This window comes from Streptomyces sp. NPDC041200 (assembly GCF_055591805.1).
Window position 1 is genome coordinate 246,085 of record NZ_JBVIZF010000003.1, and the last position, 18,714, is coordinate 264,798.

Sequence of the window (18,714 nt, forward strand, 5' to 3'; positions counted from 1 at the left end):
CTACAGCACCGGCAGGCTCTTGCGCAGCTCGAAGGGGGTCACCTCGGAGCGGTACTCCTCCCACTCCTGCTTCTTGTTGCGCAGGAAGAAGTCGAAGACGTGCTCGCCGAGCGTCTCGGCGACCAGTTCGCTGCGCTCCATCAGGTTGATGGCCTCGCCGAGGTTCTGCGGCAGCGGCTCGATGCCGAGCGAACGGCGCTCGGCGTCGGACAGCGCCCAGACGTCGTCGTCGGCCCCGGCCGGGAGTTCGTAGCCGCCCTCGATGCCCTTGAGACCGGCGGCCAGCAGGACGGCGTAGGAGAGGTAGGGGTTGGCGCCGGAGTCCAGGGAGCGGACCTCGACCCGGGTGGAGCCGGTCTTGCCGGGCTTGTAGAGCGGGACCCGGACCAGGGCGGAGCGGTTGTTGTGGCCCCAGCAGATGTACGAAGGAGCCTCGCCGCCCGCGCCCGCGGTGCGCTGGGAGCCGCCCCAGATGCGCTTGTACGAGTTGACCCACTGGTTGGTCACGGCGGAGATCTCCCCCGCGTGACGGAGCAGCCCGGCGATGAAGGAACGGCCGACCTTGGAGAGCTGGAACTCGGCGCCCGACTCGTAGAACGCGTTGCGGTCGCCCTCGAAGAGGGAGAGGTGGGTGTGCATGCCCGAGCCGGGGTACTCGGAGAACGGCTTCGGCATGAAGGTGGCCTGGACGCCCTGCTCCAGCGCGACCTGCTTCATGACCAGGCGGAAGGTCATGATGTTGTCGGCGGTGGAGAGCGCGTCGGCGTAGCGCAGGTCGATCTCCTGCTGGCCGGGGGCGCCCTCGTGGTGGGAGAACTCGACCGAGATGCCCATCGATTCGAGCATGGTGATCGCCTGGCGGCGGAAGTCCATGCCGATGTTCTGCGGGGTGTGGTCGAAGTAGCCGGAGGAGTCGGCGGGCACCGGTCGGGTGCCGTCCATGGGCTTCTGCTTGAGCAGGAAGAACTCGATCTCGGGGTGGGTGTAGAAGGTGAAGCCGAGGTCGGAGGTCTTGGCGAGGATGCGCTTGAGCACGAAGCGCGGGTCGGCGAAGGAGGGCGAGCCGTCCGGCATCAGGATGTCGCAGAACATCCGGGCGGTCCCGGGGGCCTCGGCGCGCCAGGGCAGGATCTGGAAGGTACCGGGATCCGGCTTGGCGATCATGTCGGACTCGTAGACCCGGGCGAAGCCCTCGATCGCGGAGCCATCGAAGCCGATGCCCTCGTCGAAGGCACCCTCCAGCTCGGCGGGTGCGACGGCCACGGACTTGAGGAAACCGAGGACATCGGTGAACCACAGCCGCACGAACCGGATGTCGCGCTCTTCGAGAGTACGGAGCACGAACTCCTGCTGCTTATCCATGGTCCCCTATCCTTGCAGGTCAAACGGCTCTTTCAACGGGCGCGGGGCACCTCGACGGCCCCAGTATCACGCGACGGGGTTTCGGCGAGGTTTCCAACCCGCCCCGACCCGCTCTCCGCGCTCCGACACGATGTGTGCATCGTACTTTCATGCGGCCCGCTCCCGGACCCGCACGGTCGACGACTCCAGCCCATCCCGGGACCGGCAATGCCCTTTTTCATACCCCTTAGGGGTAAGCTGTCATATTGTCGTGATCATCAGAGAATGAGACCGGAGCCCGGGGAGACGGCGGTGCGCGAACGCCACCGGCTGCTGGTGCAGCGCATAGAGCGGCGCGTCCGCCGCGTCCCGCCCCGATAGGGAGCGCGGGAGACCGCGGACGCGCCGACCGCTCCCGCGCACATCTCCCACCAGCATTGGGGTGCTCACTCATGAACGATCACTCTCGCCGCGCCGTGCTCGGCGCGGGAATCGCCGCCGCGAGCGGCAGTCTGCTCGGCGCCTGCAGTCCCTCGGGCGGCGACTACGGAATGGACAACTCCGGGCTGGGCGGACACGCGGGACCGGCCGCCGCGCCCCCGTCGGAGTACATCTCCCCGCACGGCCAGGAGGTCCAGGAACGCGAGCACCGGCGGGGGCCGGGACCGGTCCGGCGGGTCCGGCTCACCGCCACCGCCACCACGCTGGACCTCGGCGCCCGCAAGGTGAAGTCCTGGGCGTACGAGGACCAGGTGCCCGGCCAGGCGCTCCGGGTCACCGCGGGCGAGACCCTCGCCCTCACCCTCGTCAACCAGCTGCCGCAGCCCACCACGCTGCACTGGCACGGCATCCGGCTGCGCAACGACATGGACGGCGTCCCCGGCGTCACTCAGCCTGCGATCAAGACCGGCGAGGCCTTCGACTACCGCTTCACGGCGGTCAACCCGGGCACGTACTGGGTCCACCCGCACACCGGCGTCCAGCTCGACCGGGGGCTGTACGCGCCGCTGATCGTCGAGGACCCCAAGGAGCCGCTGAAGTACGACAAGGAGTGGATCGTCGTCCTCGACGACTGGCTCGACGGGGTGGGCGGCCGGACCCCGGACAAGGTGCTGCGGCAGCTGAACGGCGGCCGCCCCATGGCCCACGGGATGGACCACGGGACGGCGACGGGCACGACGGGCGCGACCGGTGCGGCGGCAGCGGCGACCGGCGCGCCGCCGGTGGCCCGGCACGGCGGCAAGCCGTCCCCCTCCCCCGCCCGCTCCGCCGGGTCCGGCCTGGCGACCGGCGGCACGAGCAGGCTGCTGGGCGGCGACGCGGGCCACGTGACGTACCCGTACTACCTCATCAACGGGCGCACCCCCGACTCCCCGCAGGTCTTCCGGGCCAAGCGCGGCGACCGCATCCGGATCCGGATCATCAACGCGGGCGGCGACACCGCCTTCCGGGTGGCGCTCGGCGGCCACAAGATGACCGTCACCCACACCGACGGCTATCCCGTGAAGCACAAGACCACCGACGCGCTCCTGCTGGGCATGGGCGAGCGGTACGACGTGCTGGTGACCGCGAAGAGCGGGGTGTTCCCGCTGGCCGCCCTCGCCGAGGGCAAGAAGCGGTCCACACTGGCCGTGCTCCACACGAGCGGCAAGGGCGCGAAGAAGTTCAAGCGCCCCAAGGAGCTGGACGGCAAGCTGGTCTGGGCGGGCCAGCTGAAGGCCGCCGAATCGGTTCGGCTGGAGTCGCGCGCGCCGGACCGCACGATCAGGCTGCGGCTCACGGGCTCGATGCGGAAGTTCGACTGGGCGATCAACGGCAAGCCGTACGACCCGTCACAGCGCTATCCGGTGCGGGCGGGCGAGCGGGTGCGGCTGACCTTCATCAACGGCACCCCGATGTGGCATCCCGTCCATGTGCACGGCCACACCTACGCCCTGCCGGACGGCGGGCCGCGCAAGGACACCACGATCCTGCTGCCGCACCGGAAGGTGAGCGTCGACTTCGACGCGGACAATCCGGGGCTGTGGATGGTCCACTGCCACAACGTCTACCACTCGGAGTCGGGGATGATGACGATCCTCGGTTACCAGAAGTAACGGCCAGGCCCTGCCCCAAGGAGGTGTCCTCGGTCACGCACCGGCTATCGCGTCAGACAGACGATTACACTGGGCGCCGTGCCTCAACTTCGCCTCGCTCTGAACCAGATCGACTCGACCGTCGGCGACCTCGCCGGGAACGCCGAGTCGATAGTCCACTGGACCCGGCACTCCGCCGAGCAGGGCGCCCATCTGGTGGCGTTCCCCGAGATGGCGCTGACCGGGTACCCCGTCGAGGATCTCGCGCTGCGCTCCTCCTTCGTCGAGGCGTCGCGCGCCGCGCTGCGCGCGCTCGCCGAGCGGCTGGACGCCGAGGGCCTGGGCGAGCTGCCGGTGATCGTCGGCTATCTCGACCGCAGCGAGCGGGCCCGGCGGTACGGGCAGCCCGCCGGCTCCCCGCAGAACGCCGCCGCCGTGCTGCACCGCGGCTCCGTCGTGCTCACCTTCGCCAAGCACCATCTGCCGAACTACGGCGTCTTCGACGAGTTCCGCTACTTCGTGCCCGGCGACACCATGCCCGTCGTCCGCGTCCACGGCATCGACGTCGCGCTCGCCATCTGCGAAGACCTCTGGCAGGACGGCGGCCGGGTGCCCGCCGCCCACTCCGCCGGGGCCGGGCTGCTGCTGTCGATCAACGCCTCGCCGTACGAGCGCGAGAAGGACGACACCCGCCTGGACCTGGTCCGCAAGCGCGCCCAGGAGGCGGGCTGCACCACCGCCTACCTCGCGATGATCGGCGGCCAGGACGAGCTGGTCTTCGACGGCGACTCGATCATCGTCGGCCGCGACGGCGAAGTGATCGCCCGCGCCCCGCAGTTCGCCGAGGGGTGCGTCGTGGTCGACCTCGACCTGCCCGCCGCCGACCCGGACGCCGTTCCGGAGGGCATCGTGGACGACGGGCTGCGCATCGACCACCGCACCCTCTCCGCCGACCCCCTCCCCGCCTACGACCCCGAGCCGGGCCTCGCGGGCGGCGAGGCGGAGCGGCTCGGCGACGACGAGGAGATCTACACCGCGCTGGTGGTGGGGCTGCGGGCCTATGTCGCGAAGAACGGCTTCCGCAGCGTGCTGATCGGGCTCTCCGGCGGCATCGACTCCGCCCTCGTCGCCGCCATCGCGTGCGACGCGGTCGGCGCGCAGAACGTCTACGGCGTGGCCATGCCGTCCCGCTACTCCTCCGAGCACTCGATCGACGACGCGGCCGAGCTGGCCCGCCGCACCGGGCTCAACTTCCGCACCGTCCCGATCGCCCCGATGTTCGACGCCTACATGGGCTCGCTGCACCTCACCGGGCTCGCCGAGGAGAACCTGCAGTCGCGGTTGCGCGGCACGATGCTGATGGCGCTCTCCAACCAGGAGGGCCACATCGTCCTCGCCCCGGGCAACAAGTCCGAGCTGGCGTGCGGGTACTCCACGCTCTACGGGGACTCCGTGGGTGCGTACGGCCCCATCAAGGACGTCTACAAGACGTCCATCTTCCGCCTGGCGAAGTGGCGCAACCGCGCGGCGGGCGAGCGGGGCCAGACCCCGCCCATCCCCGAGAACTCCATCAGCAAGCCGCCGAGCGCGGAGCTGCGGCCGGGGCAGGTCGACACCGACTCGCTCCCGGACTACGACGTGCTCGACCGCATCCTGGAGCTGTACGTCGACCGCGACCGGGGGCGGCAGGAGATCGTCGCGGCGGGCTACGACGATGAGTTGGTGACGCGGATCCTGCGGCTGGTCGACACGGCGGAGTACAAGCGCCGCCAGTACCCGCCGGGGACGAAGATCTCCGCCAAGGGCTTCGGCAAGGACCGCCGCCTGCCGATCACCAACCGCTGGCGCGAACACCCCTGAGGACGGCGGGGCTTTCCCCCACCCGCCCCTTCCCGCAGTACCGACCTGCGGCCCCGCCGCGTGGCGGGGCTCCGCCCCCGACCCCGCACGCCCCGGTGCCGGGCTCGGGCCCCCGGCTCAGGCCCCTGGCCCCGGCGCCGAGCGGCGACTCCCGCCGGTGGCCCGGCCCGGTGGCGAGCGTCAGGCGGGGGCGGATCCGGCCCCGCCCCCGCCCGCCGGGAGGCGGCTCCCGGCGGCTCCGTGGGCCAGCAGGCGTTCGGGGCCCGCGCCCCGAACGGTGCGGGTCGGCAGGGACGCTAAAGCCGCATATCCAGGTAAGAGTCCAGCGCGACCGGCGGCGGCAGCGGGGCGGGCGGGTCGGTCGGGTGGGCGCGGAAGGACTGGAGCAGCATGGCCACCAGGCGGCGGGAGGCGGCGCGCGCGGCGGCGGGGGACTCCGTAACGATGCCCCCGTTGGCCATGATCAGCAGCTTGATGTCGTCCGGTACGAAGTCGGCCCGCAGGTGTCCGCTCTGCTTGGCGCGCCGCGTCAGCTCGGCGAAGCGGCGCAGGTGGTGGTCGCGGAGGCGCTCGAAGTCGGTGGCCAGCGCGCCGGGGAGGGTGGCGAGGAAGGCGGCGGTGAAGCCTCGGTCATCGACCTGCATCGCGCACACCTTCTCGATGAACACGCAGAAACCGTGCCAGGGGTCGGGGTCGGCGAGGGCGGCGTCGAGGGTCGCCACGCAGTGGGCGAGCTGATCGGCGAAGGTCGCGGCGACCAGGTCTCCCTTCGCGGGGAAGTGGCGGTAGAGCGTCGCGGGCCCGACACCGGCGCGGCGGGCGATCTCGCGCATCGGCACATCGAGCCCCTGGGCGGCGAAGGTGGCACCGGCCACCTCGATGATGCGGTCGCGGTTGCGGCGGGCGTCGGTGCGCTTCCGAGACGGTTCGTCGATCACCTCTCTCACTTTACGCTCAAACGGACGCTCTGTTCCGTTTCGTTGTTAGCGTCAGCCACATGTTTGCACTTCAGTACTCAGAACTGGGCCCGCCGGACGTTCTCACCGTCGGCGAGGCCGACGAGCCGCACGCCGGACCGGGCCAGATCCGCATCGCCGTACGGGCCGCCGGGGTCACCCCGGCGGACTGGAAACTGCGCTCGGGGGCGATCCCCGAGGAGCTGCGGCTCAGCCTCGAACTGCCGCACATCCCCGGGATAGACGCCGCGGGGACCGTGGACGAGATCGGCGAGGGCGTCACGGGGGTCGCGGTCGGGGACGCCGTCTTCGGACTGGTCGACGCCGCCCGGTTCGGTGGCGCGGCCGCCGAGTTCGCCGTGCTGACCGTCTGGGCCGCCAAGCCGGACGCGCTGAGCTGGGAGGAGGCGGGCGGTGCGGCGGGCAACGCCGAGACCGCGACCCGCGCCCTGAACCTGCTGGGCGTCACACAGGGCACGACGCTGCTGATCGAGGGCGCCGCCGGGGGCGTCGGCACGGTGACGGTCCAGCTCGCGGCCGCCCGCGGGGCCACGGTGATCGGCACGGCCCGGGAGGCGAACCACGCGTTCCTGGCCGGGCTCGGCGCGACGCCCACCACGTACGGACCCGGCCTGGCGGAACGGGTCGCGGCGCTGGCGCCCGGCGGGGTCGACGCGGTGCTGGACGCGGCGGGCTCGGGCTCGCTGCCGGACCTCGTCGCCCTCGCGGGGGACCCACGGCGGGTGGTGACGGTGGCCGACCTGGGCGCCCATGAGCACGGCGTTCACCTGACCTGGGAGCGCAGCGGGGACGCGCCCGGCTACGACGGGCTCGCGGTGGCGGCGCGGCTCGCCACCGAGGGCCGGTTCCGGGTGCCGCTGCACGAGGTGTTCGCGCTGGCGGACGCGGCGAAGGCCCATGAGCTGAGCGCCACCGGCCGGGTCCGGGGGAAGATCGTGCTCACCGTCCCGTAACACCACGAACGCGCCCCCGCCACAACGGCGGGGGCGCGCCTGCGCAGGTACGCGGCGGAAGGTCAGCGCACCTCGGACAGCGTGGGCACCGATTCGCTGCCCGCCACGACGCGGGACTTCTCCGAGGAGCCGCGGTCCAGCAGTCCCGCGGTCACCGCTATCGCCAGGCCGACCACCGCGAGCACCGCGCCGACCAGGGTCGGGGAGGTCCAGCCCCAGCCGGCGGAGATGGCGACGCCGCCGACCCAGGCGCCGCCCGCGTTGGCGAGGTTGAACGCGGAGTGGTTGGAGGCGGCGGCGATGGTCGGGGCGTGCTTCGCCTTGTTCATGACGAGCATCTGCAGCGGAGTGGTCGTCATGAAGCCCACCGCGCCGAGCAGGACGACCGAGACCAGCGCCGCCCACTTGATGTGCACGGTGAAGTTGAACACCACCAGCATCACGGCCAGCGCCGCCAGCGACCCGTACAGCGTGGGCCGCAGCGCGCGGTCGGTGAGCGGGCCCGCGACCAGCGCGCCCAGGGTCATGCCGATGCCGAACAGGGCGAGCACGATCGTGACGGAGGACTCGGCGAAGCCGGTGACCTCGGTCACCATCGAGGCCAGGTAGCTGTAGACGGCGAAGACACCGGCGAAGCCGAAGACCGCGGTGAGCAGCCCGAGCAGTACCTGCCGGTTGCCGAGGGCGCGCAGCTCGTGGCCGAGGCCGCCGTGCTGGTCCCGCGGCACCTGCGGCACGAGCCGGGCCAGCGAGGCCATGGCCAGCAGGCCGATGCCGGTGACGACCAGGAAGGTGGCGCGCCAGCCCAGACCCTGGCCGAGCGCCGTGCCCACCGGGACGCCGACGATGTTCGCGATCGTCAGCCCCAGGAACATGGTGGCGACCGCGCGGGCCTGCTTCTCCTCACGCACCAGCCGGGAGGCGACCACCGCGCCGACGCCGAAGAACGCGCCGTGCGGCAGTCCGGCGAGCACCCGCCCGGCGAGCAGCAGCCCGAACGAGGGGGCGAGGGCGGAGGCGAGGTTGCCGACCGTGAAGAGCCCCATCAGCAGCACGAGCATGCGTTTGCGCGGGATGCGCGCGCCGAGGGCGGTGAGCAGCGGGGCGCCGATGACGACGCCGATGGCATAGGCGGAGACGAGATAGCCAGCGGTCGGCACCGAGGTGCCCAGATCGTCGGCGACGTTGGGCAGCAGGCCCATCATCACGAATTCTGTGGTGCCGATACCGAAGGCAGAGATCGCGAGAGCGAGCAGTGCCAGGGGCATGAGAGACCTTTCAACAAGCGGTGAGGAGGAGAGGGTGCGGTCGAGCAATCGTGCGTATGTTCTCTACCGGAACAAAGCCTCTCACGCACTTATTTCCCGAGCACCAGCCTCAAGGTGAACAGCTTGTTAGATCTTCGATTGGCAGGCTCAGAGGGTAACGGACGCCGCCAGCGGAAGGTGATCACTGCCCGTCTGCTGCAGCGCCCAGGCCGAGACCGGGTTCACCCCGCGCACCATGATCTGGTCGATGCGGGCCATCGGGAACGAGGCGGGCCAGCTGAAGCCGAACCCGTCACCCGCCGCGCCCTGCGCGGAGCGCATCTGCGAGGTGACCGGGGCCAGTGCACGGTCGTTCATCGTGCCGTTCAGGTCGCCGAGCAGGACCACCTTGTCCATCGGCTCGTCGCGGATGGCCTCACCCAGCGCTTCGGCGCTCGCGTCGCGCTGCCCGGCGGTGAAGCCCGCGTTGAACTTCACCCGCACCGAGGGGAGATGGGCGACGTAGACGGCGACCTCACCCTCCGGCGTGGTGACCGTGGTGCGCAGCGCCCGGGTCCAGCCCATCTTGATGTCGACCGGCTTGGTCCCGGACAGCGGGTACTTGCTCCACACCCCGACCGTGCCCTGCACGGCGTGGTAGCGGTACTCGCCCGCGAGCGCCTTCTGGTACGTCGGCACGGCCTTGTCGGTCAGCTCCTCCAGCGCCACCACCTGGGCGCCCGAGGCGGCCACGTCCTTCGCGGTGTCGACCGGGTCTGAGTTGTCGGCGTTGACGTTGTGGGTGACGACGGTCAGGTCGCCGTCGCCGCCGGACTTGTCGGAGAACATCAGCCCGCCGAAGAGGTTCAGCCAGACGGTGACCGGCAGCACCAGCGCCACCAGCGCGCTCGCCGACCGCCGCACCAGGCCGAGCACCAGCAGCACCGGGAGGAACACGCCCAGCCACGGCAGGAAGGTTTCCAGCAGGCTGCCCAGGTTGCCGACGCGGTTGGGGATGTCGGCGTGGAAGACCATGATCAGCGTGAGCAGGACCGCGAACGCCGCGAGCACCAGGCCGCGCCGCCAGATTCCGCGGCTGTGCCGGATCCGGTCGCGCAGGCGACCGGACCGGGAGCCGGCCGACTGGGGTGCGCCCCCGGGCTGTCCGGTCTCCTGCGTGTACGCCTGCACCATGCGCTGTCCGTCCCTCACTTGCCGCTGCCCGCCTATCGGTCAAGACCCTAGGCGATGACCAGGGCATTCCCGACGCCCCCACCGGGCGTCCCTGCCCGGTGGACGCCCAACCGGTATGCCCGGGTTCCGCATACCGCGGCGACAGGGGCGGTTGTGACGTAACAGGCACAAAGGCACAGGCACAGCACCGCCGCAGAGCGGCACCAAGGACCGGGACGCGCCGTCCGTCCTACGCTCGCATACGCGCTCTCAGCCGCGCGCCGAGACCCCCTCCAGAACGGTGTCCACGATCCGCTCGGCCAGCCCGTTGGGCAGCTCCCGCCACTCGTGCAGGATCGCGCGCGACAGCATCGGCCCGGTGAACAGGTCGGCCAGCAGCTCGGGATCGGTGTCCGCCCGGATCTCACCGTTCGCTACGCCCCGCCGCAGCACCGACCGCAGCAGCTCCCGGCGGACCTCGATGACGCTCTCGTCGTACGCCCGCCACAGCTTCCGGTCGGCGTGCATCTGGGCCAGGATCGCGCGCAGCACCAGGGAGTTGCGCTTGGCCAGCCCGCGCCGCCGCATGAACTCCAGGATGGTGACGAGGTCGTCGCGTACCGAGACCCCGGCCGGTTCGGGGCCCGGCTCCTCCAGCGACCGCAGGACGTCCAGCATCAGCGCGTCCTTGCCGGACCAGCGGCGGTAGACGGTGGCCTTGCCCACACCCGCCGCGCGCGCGATCCCCTCGATGGACAGCGCGCCGACGGATGAGCCCTCCTCCAGCAGCCGCAGCACGGCCTCGATGATCGCGGCGTCGGTGGCGGCGCTGCGCGGCCGCCCGCGCGCCGGGAGGCCGTGAGCCGGGAGGCCGTGAGCCGGGAGCCCGGCGGACGCGGCACCGGCCGGGGGCGCGGTCATCGTCCGGCTCCCGCCCCGGCCTGCTCCCGTGGCTGCCCGCTGTCCGGGCCGCCGCCGTCCGTGTCCTTGCCGGGCAGGAAGGCCGCCACGACCAGCGCGCCGAAGAGGGCGACACCGGACGAGCCGAGCGCGGTGAGGTGCATCGCGTGGACGAAGGAGTCATGCGCGGGCCCCAGCAGCGCGTGCCCCGCGGGCCCCAGCCGCTCGGCGAGGCCGACGGTGGCCTCGATGGACTCGCCCGCCGAGTGCCGTGCGGAGGGGGACAGCCCGGGAACGGCGGCGAGGGTGTCCTGGATGCCCTCGCGGTACGTGGCGGAGAGCACCGAACCGAGGACGGCGACCCCGAGCGCGCCGCCGACCTGCCGGAACGTGTTGTTGAGGGCCGAGCCGGAACCGGCCTTCTCACGCGGCAGCGCCTGCATGATCGCGGTGGTGACCGGCGGCATGATGTGCGCCATCCCCGCGCCCTGGAAGAAGAACAGCACCTCCAGCACCCACAGCGGCGAGTCGGTGTCCAGCAGCAGGAACCCGGCCATGGTGGCGGCCACCAGCAGCATCCCGCCCGTGCACACGACGCGGGCGCCGAACCGCTCCACCACCAGCCGGGCGCGCGGCGCGAACAGCAGCTGCGCGGCGGCCAGCGGCAGGAGCAGCAGCCCGGAGTCCAGGGCACTGAAGCCGCGCACGCTCTGGATGTAGAAGACCATGAAGAAGGTCACGCCCATGAGCGCGAAGAAGACCAGCGCGACGGCGGCGATGGCGGCCGAGAAGGCGGGGTTCCGGAAATAATCGATATCAATGGCCGGATGGTCGCTGCGCTTCTCGTGCCAGACGAACAGGCCCAGGACGACCAGGCCGGCGCCGATCGTGGCCAGCACCTGGGCGTCGGCGAAGTCGGCGAGCTGGCCGCCCTTGATGATGCCGTAGACCAGCAGCACCAGACCCACGACGGACAGCAGCACGCCCAGCGGGTCCAGCCGGCCGGGCGCGGGGTCCCGGGAGTCGGGGATGAGCAGCACCATCGCGATGATCCCGGCGGCCACGACGGGAACGTTGACGAAGAAGACCGAGCCCCACCAGAAGTGCTCCAGCAGCAGACCGCCGGTGATCGGCCCGATGGCGATGGCGAGACCCACCGCGGCGACCCAGATGCCGATGGCCTTGGCCTGCTCCTCGCGTTCGAAGACGTTGACCAGGATGGCCAGGGTGGCGGGCATCACGAAGGCCGCGCCCAGACCCATCAGCGCCCGGAAGCCGATCAGCTCGCCGGGCGAGGAGGAGAACGCGGCGAGCACCGAGCCGATGCCGAACACGGCCATGCCGCCGAGCAGCACCTTCTTCCGGCCGAGCCGGTCGCCGAGGAGTCCGGCGGTGAACAGCAGTCCCGCGAAGACCAGCGTGTAGGCGTTGATGGCCCACTCCAGCTGGCTCTGGGTGGCGCCGAGACCGGTCGGCTTCGGGGTGGCGATGGTCTTCATCGCCACGTTGAGTATCGAGTTGTCCAGGACGACGACCAGGACGCTGACCATGAGGACGACCAGGATCGCCCAGCGCCTGCGGTGGATCGCCTCGGCGGAGGGTGCTGCTGCCATGCGGCCCAGGCTAAGACCGTTTCGATACGGCCCCGTCTCGTATGGGCAAGACTTTGCGAGCCTTTGTCCATCGAATATCCATCCGTACTCGAATGTCCCTACTTTCGGAGTGCCGGGCGGCGTGCCAGCATGGGGGTGGTCCGGGGACGCCGTCAGGGCGCCTCGAGATGACGAACAGGAGCCGTCGTAATGACGCACGTCAGCCCTGCGCACAAGCCAGAAAAGCCGGATACGCCGCAGACGCCGGAGAAGCGGCCGTCGAAGGCGCTGTACGGGGGGACGGGGTCCCGCCGTGTCACCGTCCGTGACATCGCCGCCGCCAAGGAGCGCGGCGAGAAGTGGCCCATGCTCACCGCCTATGACGCGATGACCGCCTCCGTCTTCGACGAGGCGGGCATCCCCGTCATGCTGGTCGGCGACTCGATGGGCAACTGCCATCTGGGCTACGAGTCCACCGTGCCCGTCACGATGGACGAGATCGCCCTGCTGTCCGCCGCCGTCGTACGCGGCACCAAGCGCGCCCTCGTCGTGGGCGACCTGCCGTTCGGCTCGTACCAGGAGGGCCCGGTCCAGGCGCTGCGCAACGCCACCCGGCTGGTCAAGGAGGCCGGGGTGGGCGCGGTCAAGCTGGAGGGCGGCGAGCGCTCCGCCCACCAGATCGAGCTGCTCGTCCAGTCCGGCATCCCGGTCATGGCCCACGTCGGCCTCACCCCGCAGTCCGTCAACGCGTACGGCGGCTACCCGGTGCAGGGCCGCGGCGAGGAAGCCGCCCAGCAGCTGCTGCGCGACGCCAAGGCCGTGCAGGACGCGGGCGCCTTCGCCGTCGTCCTGGAGCTGGTCCCGGCCGAACTGGCCGCCGAGGTCACCCGCTCGCTGCAGATCGCGACGATCGGCATCGGCGCGGGCCCCGAGTGCGACGCCCAGGTGCTGGTGTGGACGGACATGGCAGGCCTGACCGGCGGCCGGGTGCCGCGCTTCGTCAAGCAATACGCCAAGATGCGGGAGGTGCTGGGCGACGCGGCGCGGGCGTTCGCCGAGGATGTCGTCGGCGGGGCGTACCCGGCCGAGGAGCACTCGTTCCACTAGCGGCCACCCCGGTGGTACAGAGCCATCGCGGTACATCGACAGCCCGCCGACCGTCCCCCGTCGGCGGGCTGTCTGCTGCTTGTCGGTGATCTGTCGGCGGCGGGTGTCACGCTTACTCCATGACGCGACAGGAACACAAGATCAGGGACGGCAACGCCGTCGAAGTACGGGGGCTGGTCAAGCACTTCGGCGACACCAAGGCGGTCGACGGAGTGGATCTGGACGTGCCGGAAGGCACCGTCCTCGGTGTGCTCGGTCCCAACGGTGCCGGGAAGACCACCCTCGTCCGCTGTCTGTCCACCCTGCTGGTGCCGGACGCGGGCACCGCCGTCGTGGCGGGGTACGACGTGGTGCGGCAGCCCCGGCAGCTGCGCCGCACGATCGGTCTGACCGGGCAGTACGCCTCGGTCGACGAGAAGCTCTCCGGCTGGGAGAACCTGTACATGATCGGGCGGCTGCTCGATCTGTCCCGCAAGGAGGCCCGGGCGCGCGCGGACGCCATGCTGGAGCGGTTCTCGCTGACGGACGCCGCGAAGCGGGCCGCGGCCACCTACTCCGGCGGTATGCGGCGGCGGCTGGACCTGGCCGCCTCCATGATCGGCCGACCCGCGGTGCTCTATCTGGACGAGCCGACGACCGGTCTTGACCCGCGCACCCGCAACGAGGTGTGGGACGAGGTCAAGCGCATGGTCGCCGAGGGCTCCACGGTGCTGCTGACCACCCAGTACATGGAGGAGGCCGAGCAGCTGGCGCACGATCTCACGGTCATCGACCGCGGCAAGATAATCGCCGAGGGCCGGGTGAACGAGCTGAAGGCCAAGGTCGGCGGGCGCACCCTGCAGATCCGCCCCTCCGACCCCGGGGAGCTGAACCGCATGGTCGGCGCCATCGCGCAGGCCGGGCTCGACGGTGTCGGCGGCGCGACCGCCGACGCGGAAGAGGGCCTGGTCAACGTGCCGATCGTCAGCGACGAGCAGCTGACCGCGGTGATCGGGCTGCTCGGCGAGCGCGGCTTCGCGATCGCCGGGATCGACACCCATCTGCCCAGCCTGGACGAGGTGTTCCTGGCCATCACCGGCCAGAAGACCTCGACCCCCGAGGACACCAAGACCGACGACAGCGACAAGGCCCTTGAGGAGGTTGCGGCATGAGTGCGGCAACGATGACCGCGTCCGCCAAGAGCCTGCCCGACGAAGGGCGGATCGGGCTGCGCGCCAATCTCCGGCACATCGGCGCGCTGGTGCGCCGTAACGCCCTGCAGATCAAGCAGGATCCGGAGTCGATGTTCGACGCGCTGATGATGCCGATCGTCTTCTCGCTGCTGTTCACCTATGTCTTCGGTGGCGCGGTCTCGGGCGGCGACCGCGGCGAGTACGTCAACTACTTCATCCCCGGGATGATGGCGATGGGCGGGCTCAACATCGCGATGTCGGTCGGCACGGGCGTCAACGACGACTTCCGGAAGGGGGTGATGGACCGCTTCCGTACGATGCCCATCGCCCGTTCCTCGGTGCTGGTCGCCAAGCTGATCGTGGAGACCGGGCGGATGCTGGTGTCCACCCTCATCCTGCTGGTCATGGGCTTCATCATGGGCTTCGAGCTGAAGACCGGCCCGGCCGAGCTGGTGGCCGCCGTCGTCCTGGCCCTGATCTTCGGGTCCTCGCTGACCTGGATCTTCATGCTGCTGGGGCTGTCCCTGAAGACACCGCAGGCGGTGCAGGGCCTCGGCTTCCTGGTGATCATGCCGCTGCAGTTCGGCTCGTCGATCTTCGCCCCGACCAACACCATGCCGGGCTGGCTGCAGTCCTTCACCAAGTACAACCCGCTCTCCCAGCTCGCCGACGCCGCGCGGTCGCTGACCAGCGGCCACGGCCCGATCGCCCATCCGGTGACCGTCGCCCTGGTGTGGGCGGTGGCCATCACGGTGATCACGGCGCCGCTGGCGGTGCGCAAGTTCCGCACCAAGACCTGAGCGAAGGGGTCAGGCGATGGTGTCGACGAAGGCGGCGGCCTCCTGCACGGTGAGGCCGCCGCCCTCCGCGTACGCCCGCTCGTAACTCCCGTCGTCGAGCCAGGCCCGCGCCGCCGCCTCGCCCGCCTCCCGGTCCTCCCGCTCGCTGACGGGAATCCGCTGGATGCCGGGCCGCATCGCGTCGTACGCGCCGAACAGCCGGGCCGCGGCCGCGGCCCGCTCCGCGCCGCCGAGGGCGGCCAGCGCCCGCGCGGCCGTCATCAGCTGGATCAACGGCACCTGCGGGGCGACCACCTGGGACATGAAGTCACCGGTCTTCGCCAGCGCCCCGCGAATCCGGGTCAGCGCCTCCCCCGGCTGCCCCTCGATCAGGTCCAGCCACGCCATCATCCCCTCGACCAGGCCCTGGAACAGATCGAGCGCCCGGCTGGCGAACTCCTCGTGCAGCACCGCCAGAAGCTCCCGGGCCTCGGCCACCCGGCCCGTGACGCCGCACCGATGGGCCAGGTGCATGCGGACGTACGACCCGGCCTCGGCGCCCGCCTGCGGCGACTCCGCCAGCAGCTCGCGCAGGATCCGCTCGCCCTCCGCCGCCTCCGGCTCGTCCCCGTGCTCGACGTGCAACCCCGCCAGCCGGGCCCGCAGCAGCCCGACCTGGGCATGCGCGTCCAATTCCTCGGCGTAGCGGATCGCCGCCCGGTAGTCATCGGCCGCGGCCCGGCCGTCGCCGACCAGCTCCAGGGTCTCGCCGCGCCCGGACAGCGCCTCGGCCACGCCCCAGGCGTCACCCAGCTCGATGAACAGCTTCAGGCTCTCGTCGGCGTCCCGGCGCGCCTGCTCCCCGGGATCGCCGCCACCGCGCTGGGTCATCACCTTGGCCCGCATCTGGAGGGTGAAGGCCAGCTCCCAGGTGTAACCCAGCTTCCGGCTGGTGCGCACCGACTCGTCCACGACGTCCCGCATCAGGGCGAGGTCGCCCGTCAGCAGCACCGCGAAGAACCACAAGACGCCGGGGACCCGGCAGTTCTGCGGCAGCCCCGGGCGGTAGGCCTCGACGATGCCCCGCATCTCCCGCCGGGACTCCTCGTCGTCCATGGCCCGCATGTTGCCTTCGAGGTTGGCCAGGGCGTACAGCCGCACCCCGCGCCGCGCCTCCACCAGCACCTCGGGCTCCATCGGCGGCGGGGCGGCCGTGCAGCTCGTGTACAGCGGGGGCGCGGGGGCGACGGGCGACTGGAACGGGTTGGGGCCCAGCCGCGACGCGGCCGTCGCCCAGTGGCGTCCGTCGCCGCGGTGGCCGCGCAGGTTCCAGAACCAGCCGAGCGACAGCACCAGGCACAGCGCCTCCTGCTCGTCGCCCGCCGCGACGGCCCGGCGCAGCGCGGTGCGCAGGTTCTCGTGCTCGGCCTCCAGCCGGGGCAGCCAGACGCGCTGTTCGCGGCCGCGCAGCAGGGGGTCGGCGATACGGGCCAGCTCCCGGTACGCGACCAGGTGCCGCCGTTCGACCACCGCCCGCTCCCCCGTCTCGTCCAGCCGCTCCGCCGCGTACTCGGCGACGGTCTCCAGCAGCCGGTACCGCATCCCGCCGTCCGCGCCGTCCGCTCCCGGCGCGGCGACGACCAGCGACTTGTCGACCAGGGAGCCGAGCAGCGCGGCGACGTCCCGGGGGTCCACCGGGGTCCGGTCGCGCGGGTCGCCGCAGACCTCTTCGGCCCGTGGGAGGTCGCAGCCGCCCGCGAAGACCGACAGGCGGGCCAGGACGGTGCGTTCCCGGGCGTCGAGGAGGTCCCAGGACCAGTCGACGACGGCGCGCAGCGTCTGCTGGCGGGGCAGCACGGTGCGGCTGCCGCTGGTCAGCAGGCGGAAGCGGTCGTCGAGGCGGTCGGCGATCTGCCGGGGGGTGAGCAGCCGCAGCCGGGCGGCGGCCAGTTCGACGGCCAGCGGCAGCCCGTCGAGGCGGCGGCAGATCTCGGCGCACGCGGCCGGGTCGTCGTCGGTGCGGAAGTCGGGACGGGCCGCCGCGCCGCGCTCCTGGAACAGTCGCAGCGCGACCGGGTCCGGCAGCGGCTCCACCGGGCGCACCAGCTCGCCGGGGACGGCGAGCGGTTCGCGGCTGGTGGCCAGCACGGTGACGCCGGGGCAGCGGGCCAGCAGGGAGTCGGCGAGCCGGGCCGCGGCCTCGACCAGATGCTCACAGTTGTCGAGCACGATCAGCATCCGGCGCGGTTCGCAGTGCTCCACGAGCCGGGTGAGCGGATCGTGGGCGGTCGGGTCGGCCGCGGCGCGCAGCCCCTCGGCGGCGCTGCCGCGGATGACGGTCTCGCGCGCGCCGAGCGCGGTGAGCACCGTCTCGGGCACGGTCTCCGGGTCGTCCACGGGGGCGAGTTCGGCCAGCCACACCCCGTCCGGCCAGGCGGTCGCGACCGATTCGGCGGCCTCCTGGGACAGCCGGGTCTTCCCGGCGCCGCCGGGCCCGAGGAGGGTGACCAGCCGGTGCGCGGCCAGATCGGTGCGCAGCACCGCGAGATCGGCCTCCCGGCCGACGAAGCTGGTGAGCCGGGCCCGCAGATTGCCACCGCGCCGCCCGGCCCGCTGCGGCGCCGGGGCCTGCGGTGGCTCCCGGCGCGCGGGCTCCTCCGGCTCCAGCAGCTCCGCGTGCAGGGCGCGCAGCTCGGGGCCCGGGTCCGCGCCCAGCCGGTCGGCGATCTCCGCCCGGATCGCCTCGTACGCGGCCAGCGCCTCGGCAGGGCGGCCGGTGTCCCGCAGGGCGCGGATGCGCAGCGCGTGCAGCGGCTCGTCCAGGGGGTGGGCGTCGCACAGCTCGGCGAGCGCGGGCAGGGTCTGGGCGGCCTTGCCGAGGGCGAGCCCGGCGGCGATCCGGCCGCGCCGCGCGTCCAGCCGCTGGGCCTCGGCGCGGGCGGCCGCGGCCATCGAGTCGGGCAGGTCGGTGAGCGCCGGGCCGCGCCACAGGGCGAGGGCGTCGTCGTAGCGGGCGGCGGCCTGGGCCGGGTCGCCGTCGGCGAGGGCGCGGGCGCCCTCCTCCGCGAGCCGCTCGAAGCGGTGCAGATCGACGTCGTCGGGCTCGGCGCACAGCCGGTAGCCGCCGGGACCGGACGCGATCGCCGCCTTGCCGACGGCCCGCCGCAGCCGCCCGACGAGGGCCTGCAGCGCGCCGTTCTCATCGGCGGGCGGGTCGGTGTCCCAGACCTCGGCGATGAGCGCGCCGTTCGTCCGCAGCCGCCCCGGGGTCAGGGCGAGCGCGGTCAGCAGGGCGCGCAGCCGTGCGCCGCCGAGGTCGACGGGGGTGCCGTCGTCGTGGTGGGCCTGGGTGGTGCCGAGGATGGCGTAGCGCACGGCCCCATTGTTGTCGACGGGCACCGCTCACCGCTCACCCGTACCCTTATCCGCCATCCGTCCGCCCGGCCCGGAACTCCCGGGCCCCTGTCCGACGTTTTCCGGTCGTCGAGCGGGGCACCGTACGACGCACCACGACCGGTACCGGACGGAGACACCTCGC

Annotated in this window: 13 protein-coding genes; 6 read left to right on the forward strand and 7 right to left on the reverse strand. The window is 72.0% G+C overall.

Annotated elements, in window-relative coordinates:
- Nucleotides 1-1,362, reverse strand: coding sequence for a type I glutamate--ammonia ligase (gene glnA / locus ACZ6CL_RS10750; protein ID WP_468933916.1), 1,362 nt, complete (start codon nucleotides 1,360-1,362; stop codon nucleotides 1-3).
- A gap of 431 nt (nucleotides 1,363-1,793) precedes the next feature.
- Between glnA and ACZ6CL_RS10755 the strand changes: the two genes are divergently transcribed.
- Both ACZ6CL_RS10755 and ACZ6CL_RS10760 read left to right on the forward strand, forming a co-directional pair.
- Entirely contained in the window at nucleotides 1,794-3,437 is a 1,644-nt protein-coding gene (locus ACZ6CL_RS10755; RefSeq protein ID WP_468933919.1) for a multicopper oxidase family protein, read from the forward strand.
- Between the two features lie 78 nt (nucleotides 3,438-3,515).
- Nucleotides 3,516-5,276: an NAD+ synthase gene (locus ACZ6CL_RS10760; protein WP_468933922.1), complete on the forward strand. Its 1,761-nt coding sequence runs from the start codon at nucleotides 3,516-3,518 to the stop codon at nucleotides 5,274-5,276.
- Nucleotides 5,277-5,572: 296 nt separating this feature from the next.
- On the opposite strand, the gene ACZ6CL_RS10765 is transcribed toward ACZ6CL_RS10760, so the two are convergent.
- Nucleotides 5,573-6,214, reverse strand: a complete 642-nt coding sequence (locus ACZ6CL_RS10765; protein WP_468933924.1) for a TetR/AcrR family transcriptional regulator — start codon at nucleotides 6,212-6,214, stop codon at nucleotides 5,573-5,575.
- Nucleotides 6,215-6,273: 59 nt separating this feature from the next.
- Here ACZ6CL_RS10765 and ACZ6CL_RS10770 point away from each other — a divergent pair, with 59 nt between their 5' ends.
- On the forward strand, nucleotides 6,274-7,206 hold the full coding sequence (locus ACZ6CL_RS10770) for an NADP-dependent oxidoreductase (RefSeq protein ID WP_468933926.1): 933 nt from the start codon (nucleotides 6,274-6,276) through the stop codon (nucleotides 7,204-7,206).
- Between the two features lie 62 nt (nucleotides 7,207-7,268).
- Here the strand turns inward: ACZ6CL_RS10770 and ACZ6CL_RS10775 are convergent, their stop codons facing one another.
- The 4 genes from ACZ6CL_RS10775 to ACZ6CL_RS10790 all read right to left on the reverse strand — a co-directional run bounded on the left by ACZ6CL_RS10775 (nucleotide 7,269) and on the right by ACZ6CL_RS10790 (nucleotide 12,139).
- On the reverse strand, nucleotides 7,269-8,474 hold the full coding sequence (locus ACZ6CL_RS10775) for an MFS transporter (protein WP_468933929.1): 1,206 nt from the start codon (nucleotides 8,472-8,474) through the stop codon (nucleotides 7,269-7,271).
- Between the two features lie 147 nt (nucleotides 8,475-8,621).
- Nucleotides 8,622-9,647, reverse strand: a complete 1,026-nt coding sequence (locus tag ACZ6CL_RS10780) for an endonuclease/exonuclease/phosphatase family protein (protein WP_468933931.1) — start codon at nucleotides 9,645-9,647, stop codon at nucleotides 8,622-8,624.
- Nucleotides 9,648-9,896: 249 nt separating this feature from the next.
- Nucleotides 9,897-10,547: a TetR/AcrR family transcriptional regulator gene (locus ACZ6CL_RS10785; protein WP_468933934.1), complete on the reverse strand. Its 651-nt coding sequence runs from the start codon at nucleotides 10,545-10,547 to the stop codon at nucleotides 9,897-9,899.
- On the reverse strand, nucleotides 10,544-12,139 hold the full coding sequence (locus ACZ6CL_RS10790; protein ID WP_468933935.1) for an MFS transporter: 1,596 nt from the start codon (nucleotides 12,137-12,139) through the stop codon (nucleotides 10,544-10,546). The genes ACZ6CL_RS10785 and ACZ6CL_RS10790 overlap by 4 nt, the downstream gene beginning before the upstream one ends.
- A gap of 189 nt (nucleotides 12,140-12,328) precedes the next feature.
- On the opposite strand from ACZ6CL_RS10790, the gene panB reads away from it, so the two are divergent.
- The 3 genes from panB (at nucleotide 12,329) to ACZ6CL_RS10805 (ending at nucleotide 15,197) form a co-directional block, all read left to right on the forward strand.
- On the forward strand, nucleotides 12,329-13,225 hold the full coding sequence (gene panB, locus ACZ6CL_RS10795; protein WP_468933938.1) for a 3-methyl-2-oxobutanoate hydroxymethyltransferase: 897 nt from the start codon (nucleotides 12,329-12,331) through the stop codon (nucleotides 13,223-13,225).
- 119 nt (nucleotides 13,226-13,344) lie between these two features.
- Nucleotides 13,345-14,376, forward strand: coding sequence for an ATP-binding cassette domain-containing protein (locus ACZ6CL_RS10800; RefSeq protein WP_468933941.1), 1,032 nt, complete (start codon nucleotides 13,345-13,347; stop codon nucleotides 14,374-14,376).
- Complete coding sequence (locus ACZ6CL_RS10805; protein ID WP_468933944.1) at nucleotides 14,373-15,197, forward strand: ABC transporter permease; 825 nt, start codon at nucleotides 14,373-14,375, stop codon at nucleotides 15,195-15,197. Before ACZ6CL_RS10800 ends, ACZ6CL_RS10805 begins: the two co-directional genes overlap by 4 nt.
- 9 nt (nucleotides 15,198-15,206) lie before the next feature.
- Here ACZ6CL_RS10805 and ACZ6CL_RS10810 read toward each other — a convergent pair whose 3' ends face one another.
- Nucleotides 15,207-18,551 (reverse strand): AfsR/SARP family transcriptional regulator, encoded by a 3,345-nt coding sequence (locus ACZ6CL_RS10810; RefSeq protein WP_468933949.1) that lies wholly within the window; start codon nucleotides 18,549-18,551, stop codon nucleotides 15,207-15,209.
- Nucleotides 18,552-18,714 lie beyond the last annotated feature (163 nt).

What these genes read in the sequence shown, in the direction of transcription:
- glnA (WP_468933916.1), bottom strand. Translation starts at nt 1,362, where the DNA reads ATGGATAAGCAGCAGGAGTTCGTGCTCCGTACTCTCGAAGAGCGCGAC.
- ACZ6CL_RS10755 (WP_468933919.1), top strand. Translation starts at nt 1,794, where the DNA reads ATGAACGATCACTCTCGCCGCGCCGTGCTCGGCGCGGGAATCGCCGCC.
- ACZ6CL_RS10770 (WP_468933926.1), top strand. Translation starts at nt 6,274, where the DNA reads ATGTTTGCACTTCAGTACTCAGAACTGGGCCCGCCGGACGTTCTCACC.
- ACZ6CL_RS10775 (WP_468933929.1), bottom strand. Translation starts at nt 8,474, where the DNA reads ATGCCCCTGGCACTGCTCGCTCTCGCGATCTCTGCCTTCGGTATCGGC.
- ACZ6CL_RS10780 (WP_468933931.1), bottom strand. Translation starts at nt 9,647, where the DNA reads ATGGTGCAGGCGTACACGCAGGAGACCGGACAGCCCGGGGGCGCACCC.
- ACZ6CL_RS10785 (WP_468933934.1), bottom strand. Translation starts at nt 10,547, where the DNA reads ATGACCGCGCCCCCGGCCGGTGCCGCGTCCGCCGGGCTCCCGGCTCAC.
- ACZ6CL_RS10790 (WP_468933935.1), bottom strand. Translation starts at nt 12,139, where the DNA reads ATGGCAGCAGCACCCTCCGCCGAGGCGATCCACCGCAGGCGCTGGGCG.
- panB (WP_468933938.1), top strand. Translation starts at nt 12,329, where the DNA reads ATGACGCACGTCAGCCCTGCGCACAAGCCAGAAAAGCCGGATACGCCG.
- ACZ6CL_RS10800 (WP_468933941.1), top strand. Translation starts at nt 13,345, where the DNA reads ATGACGCGACAGGAACACAAGATCAGGGACGGCAACGCCGTCGAAGTA.
- ACZ6CL_RS10805 (WP_468933944.1), top strand. Translation starts at nt 14,373, where the DNA reads ATGAGTGCGGCAACGATGACCGCGTCCGCCAAGAGCCTGCCCGACGAA.